General features: G+C 64.8%; 3 protein-coding genes and 1 tRNA gene. 1 reads left to right on the forward strand and 3 read right to left on the reverse strand.

The window, feature by feature from the left end:
* Both casA and cas3 read right to left on the reverse strand, forming a co-directional pair.
* A partial coding sequence (gene casA, locus ACV4UX_RS17405) for a type I-E CRISPR-associated protein Cse1/CasA (RefSeq protein WP_491594545.1) occupies positions 1–611 on the reverse strand: 611 nt, incomplete at its 3' end.
* Positions 612–1,252: 641 nt separating this feature from the next.
* Positions 1,253–3,862, reverse strand: coding sequence for a CRISPR-associated helicase Cas3' (gene cas3, locus ACV4UX_RS17410; protein ID WP_491594546.1), 2,610 nt, complete (start codon positions 3,860–3,862; stop codon positions 1,253–1,255).
* On the opposite strand from cas3, the gene ACV4UX_RS17415 reads away from it, so the two are divergent.
* Positions 3,803–4,150 (forward strand): hypothetical protein, encoded by a 348-nt coding sequence (locus ACV4UX_RS17415; protein WP_491594547.1) that lies wholly within the window; start codon positions 3,803–3,805, stop codon positions 4,148–4,150. The genes cas3 and ACV4UX_RS17415 overlap by 60 nt on opposite strands.
* Before the next feature lie 172 nt (positions 4,151–4,322).
* Here ACV4UX_RS17415 and ACV4UX_RS17420 read toward each other — a convergent pair.
* Positions 4,323–4,398, reverse strand: a tRNA-Asn gene (locus tag ACV4UX_RS17420).
* Between the last annotated feature and the right edge of the window lie 220 nt (positions 4,399–4,618).

Consider the following 4,618-nt stretch of genomic DNA (forward strand, 5'->3'; position numbering starts at 1 on the left):
GGCAGCACGTTGGACCAGACCGTGCGCCAGAGCGAATCGCCCATGATGAGCGTGGTCAGGGGGCCGCCGCCGCGCAGGGAGACCCGGTAACCCGCCCCGCCCGAAGGAGCATAGGCCTGGAGGGCGAAGAGGGCCGCCGCCGCGCAGGCGGGGCAGAGGCGGTCGGGCGGGTGGTGGCGCTTGATGAAGAAATCGCCGTTGTGGCGCGCGGCGTTTTCGCCGGGCGTGTCCATGAGCAGGGCGGCCACGGGGGAGGGATCGCCCGCCTCGTCCTCGGTGAGGGTGAGGTCCTGGAGGAAACGGGGACGCTCCCCGAAGAGGTTGAAGTGGGGGGCGAGGGGCTTGAAGGCGGCGGCCAGGGCCTCGGGCGGGGGTGCGTCGCCGGGTTCCAGCTGCCTGCGCCAGAGTTTTCTGGTGGCCGGGGGCAGGGCCGTCTGCACCAGGCCCACCAGGAACTCCAGCAGCGCGCCTTTGAAGTCCGGCCGGGGGCTCTCGATCTCGAGGGGGAGATCGCCCACCTCCGTGAGCTGCCAGGGCGCGATGCGCTCGCGCTTCCCGCTGGCTCGTCGCACGGGAATCCAGGGCTCCGACAAGAGATTGAACTTGTCCATGGAGAATGTGCTCCTTGCGATAGGGATACATGGAGTACTATACGATAAGGCGTATGCGGGCAACCCCGGAAGCGATTAAGACGCTTCGGGGCTGCCCGTGTTCAGGCGGGTGATGTTACGATGAGCAGAACAATCAGGCCGAGTTCTTCCATGTCCAAAACAAGGAACAGGATACGTTTCTGTCTATAGCATGCCATAGAAGTCTCCCCCTTGCGGTTTGGCGCAGCAGGGTTGACTCGGCCAGGGGAAGCACCTAGATGAGGAGGTACCAGCTGCCCATTGGATACGTCCAATGGCCGAATCGCCCAGGTCTCGTGCGCTTTCGAGCCTGGGCGATTTTTTGATAGGCATGAAGTGGGGCCATGTCAAGATAAATCATCATGTAAACTTTTACAGCTATAACCTTCATTTCATAAAATCCCCACGCGAGTGGGGAACAAAACCCTCCAACATGTCAAATTAGCAGCCATAACTGGGTCATCCCCACTTTGCGAGGGGAACGCTGGCTGATGCCCGAGGCAGGACCGTGATTCGGAGCTTTCCGTGTAGGCGGGAGGTTTCGCTGGCACACGGGGCCGTGCAAACTCTCGCACATCAATTGATATTGCCTAACACACAGGCCGTTCTTGGTCAAGGCACTGTTATGCTAAGTTTTTTCTTTGAAACCCGAGCCCCCGTTGCGGGCAGTAGCGCACATTCTCCCAGCCGGGCAGGGCGCAGCGCCAGTCGTCCGAGCCCGCGGGTTCCAAGGGAACGAGCCGCGCCCAGCGGCCCTTGTCGGGCAGTTGCGCCTCCAGGGCGTCCAGGCGCTCCTTCCAGTCGCCGTCGGGATCGGGTAGCCCCCTGAGGCGCGAAGCCAGCACGGACACCTCGGACAGGGCGCAGGCCTTAGCGTCCAGGGCGTCGGAGCCCCACAGCCGCAGCGTCCCGCCCTCGGAGGCCGCGAGGCGCAGCGTCACGGAAGGCTGGCCAAGCCGGGTGGGCGTGAGCCTGTCGTCGCGCCAGCCACCATCGGCCGCCGCCGTGCCGTAGCCCTGGCTGAAATCCAGCATGCTTCCCTCTGCCAGGCTGAGTTCGGCCCTGGCCTTGCTCCATTGGACGGCGTCCTGGTCCGCGAGTGCTTCGGGTGTCTCGGGGTCATCCCCGGCATAGGCCCCCTCCACCAGTCGCCTCGCGTCGCCGGGCATCACGAGCCAGCCGGTGGACTCCAGCAGCCGCGCCGTGCGCCAGAGCACTCCGGACAAGGGGTAGACAAAAAGGCCCGCGCCCAGTTCCGTCTTGCCCCAGTCCGGCCCTGCGCCCGGCAGAGCCTGCGGCCCCACCACCAACACGGAAGGCGTTTCGAAGCCGACCGGACGCCAGTCCCGCTTATGGCGCTGACAGCGCCCGGCACGTTGGATGACCAACTCCATTGGCGCTAGCTCGGTGACGAGATGGTCGAAATCCAGATCAAGCGACTGCTCAACCACCTGGGTGGCCACAAGGATTTTGCCCTTGCGGACCTCGGGCGTGGAGCCCTTCCCGAACAAGGAGAGCACGCGCGCCTCGATGGCCTGGCGGTCGCGCAGGGCGAAGCGCGCATGGAAGAGGATGACGTCCTCGGGCGGGACGGATCGGGCGAGGGCGTCGAAAGCTTCGGTGGCCCGGTCCACAGTGTTGAGGACGAACGCCGCGCAGCCTCCCGCCTCGCGCACGGCCAGCAGGCGCGCCATGGCCTCCTCGCGGCTGGCGGCCATCTCCACCGCGACCTCCAGAGGCCGCGTGGAGGGCAGTTCATGTTCTTCCACGCCCTGGGCGTCCACGCGCGTGGCCAGGGGAAGCGGTCGGCCCGAGAGGACGGGCGGGGTGATTCCCGCGCCTTCGCAGAAGGCCGTAACCAACTGCTGCTTCACGGCCAGGGGAAGCGTGGCCGAAAGCAGGATCACGCTGCCGCCAAGACCCGCTTGGAAAGCGAGCAGATTCTCCAGCAGCCGCGTGGTGTAGGGCTCGTAGGCGTGCACCTCGTCGGCGATCAGCACGTTGCGCCCCAGGCCCAGCAGTCGCAGGCTCTGATGCCGCGAGGGCAGCACGGACAGGAGGGCCTGATCCAGTGTGCCCACGCCGCAGGGGGCAAGCAACGCCTTTTTGCGGTTGTCGGCCAGCCAGGCGGAGCAGAAGGCCCCGGAATCTGGGGACTCTTTGTCGTGTTGGTCGCCGTCGCTGGGGCGTCCGCGCTCGAGTCCGATGCTGCCCAGGAAGTCGTCGTGAAGACCGCGTGCGCCGTGGGCCAGCATGAGCGACGCGGGCCCGACGGGCGATTCCTCGAACAATGCCCGGTAGCTCTCGCTCAAGCGGGCGTACATGCCGTTGGCCGTGGCCATGGTGGGCAGGCCAACGTAGAGACCCCGGGCGTCGCCACGGGACATGATGCCGTGGGCGGCCAACAGAGCGGCCTCAGTTTTTCCCGAGCCGGTGACGTCCTCGAAGATGAGCAGGCACTGGCCGTGCGGCCGGGCGGCCTCACGCAGGGCGAACTCCTGCAGGGGGGTAGGGCATGCCTCCCCGGGCAGGTGCGGCAGCAGTAGGCTGAAATCGGCCGAAGCGCGCGGCCCGGGGCAAAGGATGCCGCTTCGCTCCACGGCGGCGCGAGCCGAGGCCAGGGCGTGGCGCTCCAGATACTCCTCCAGGGGCATCGGCTCCCGGACGAACGGGAAGCCCTCGCCGGAGGCCATCCAGTCGCAGAGAACGAGGAGGCCGGAAAAGAGCCAGGAGACGGGTCTGAACAGGGAGGCGTCCAGTTCGGCAAGTTGCACGAGGTCGACGGGGAACAGGCGCAGCCCCTCTTCGAGGAACGCCTGCGCGTCTTCGCGGACCAGGTGAGGCAAATCGCTGACGCTCGAACGCCCGCAGGGCCTGCCATGATGGCCGAAGGCGGCCGAGGCCAGCGGGGAGAGCACATCGAAGAGATCGTCGGGGAAGGCTTCCGCGGGTGTTCCCTTCAGGAGGCGGGAGACGGCTGTCTCGTAGAGTTCGAACCCCAGTGTCGTGTGGTGGGCCTCCTTGGAACGCCGGCCAGGATCGCCGCCCGCGTTCAGTACGATGTCACGGCGCATGTTCTGGAAGGCCGGGGCAACTTTGCCCAGGTCATGCAGGAAGGCGAAGAAGAGGAGCAGCTGTACAAGGCGTTGGCGATCGAATGAAGGTGCGAGACCATGCAGGTGGTCGAGGAGCCTGGCGTCGCGCTCAAGCAGCACCTGGAGGACTGCCGCCACGTCGGTGCAATGGTATACCAAGGGATGCCATTCGGCATCTCCACGGGAGGCCTTGCCCCAGAAGTGGAAAAGCTTGTTGTCAATGTTTGCCTGTTTATTCATGGCGATGACAAGCTTTATGATGTTGTGTTGCTATGGTATGTTATTTACAGTGTTGTATTGATTTGCGGCAATCGTTGCGTTGTCCATCTGCCGTGTTGCGTTCTAATAGCCATGGCGTGCGTGTTTGTTCGTGTTTGTCGTGATGAGATAGAAGTTTCGCCACTCGCCAAGGAAAATTTCGATTGAAATGCTTGAGCATGGCTTGGTCCTCCTCGGCTCTGGGTTATCCTCGGGAGTCGGCAGCTTGGCAAGTCCGTGCTGGGGAGGAATGGATCGAAAAGTGGGGAGAGGGTGGAGAGAGAATTGGCCCCCAACGCAAAAGGGTTCCGGCCTTTTGGACCGGAACCCTTGTGTTGCGTGGCTCCTCGGGGGTGACTCGAACACCCAACCTAGTGGTTAACAGCCACCCGCTCTGCCGATTGAGCTACCGAGGAACGCTGCCGCCTTGCGGCGGAAGGTCCATTTATGAAATGAGGCCCCCCGCGTCAACAATTTTTTTCGAGGCCTTGGGGCAGACGCCTGGCTTGCGCGTGGCCCTTCCAGGCCGGGCTCCGCTCGCACCGGCCTTTCGGCGCCGGGGGAGGCCCTCCGCGACCCCGCACAGCTCCCGAGAAGCGTCCGGCGGGCTCGCCGTGCCGCGTTTCTTGACGCTCC

Source organism: Fundidesulfovibrio sp., from assembly GCF_058402725.1.